Genomic DNA, 707 nt, shown 5'->3' with positions numbered 1-707 from the left:
CCGCCCAGCTCCGGATCACGCGACCAGGCATAGAGATCATTCGTCCCGCTGCCACCAATCAGGTCATCGTTGCCCTGGCCGGCGTAGAACACGTCATGATCGCTCGCCTGCCCATCACCCAGGTCGCCCCACAGCTGGTCGTCACCCGCATAGCCATACAGCACATCCGAACCGCTGCCGCCTTCGATGCGGTCCGCGCCCGCCGTGCCACGCAAGGTGTCGTTGCCCGACCCGCCGAGCAACACGCCGAGATAATCGTCGCTGCGAGCGCTGAGCTCAGAGAAGTCCACTGCACCGCTACCCTCGGCGAAGCCGAGGTCGTCGTTACCGCCCAGGCCACTCACCTGAATCTGTTCTACCACCGGCGTACCGTTTGCATCACGCCAGTCCACGATAGACGCGAACCCGTTGATCGCCACCACCAGACGTCCCTCAACGTCCTCAGAGATCAGGATGGTGTCGTCGTTCGGCGTACCCTCGATCAGCAGGATGTCGGTGGCGTTGTCGTCAGCCGTGTCGAACGCCACTGCGTTGCCGAAGTGCCCATGGAGTACATCGCCGTTCACATTCGCGTTTGCGCCATGATCCAGCACCAGGAAGTCGATGCCGCCACCGCCGTAGAGCGTGTCTTGCCCTGCCTCACCTTCCAGACGGTCACCGTCCGCACCACCCCATAGGGTGTCGTTGCCCGCGCCACCGCGCAGATC

General features: G+C 63.6%; 1 protein-coding gene. It reads right to left on the bottom strand.

The window, feature by feature from the left end; genetic code table 11:
• Window positions 1-707 (bottom strand): calcium-binding protein (locus tag EYC98_RS21665; RefSeq protein WP_420887212.1); only part of this gene is annotated, 707 nt, incomplete at both ends.

The sequence above is a fragment of the Candidatus Litorirhabdus singularis genome, from assembly GCF_026262625.1.
Lineage (GTDB): Bacteria > Pseudomonadota > Gammaproteobacteria > Pseudomonadales > Halieaceae > Litorirhabdus > Litorirhabdus singularis.
The sequence above is the reverse complement of the archived record's forward strand: the minus strand, read 5'-3'. Positions and strand labels throughout refer to the sequence as shown.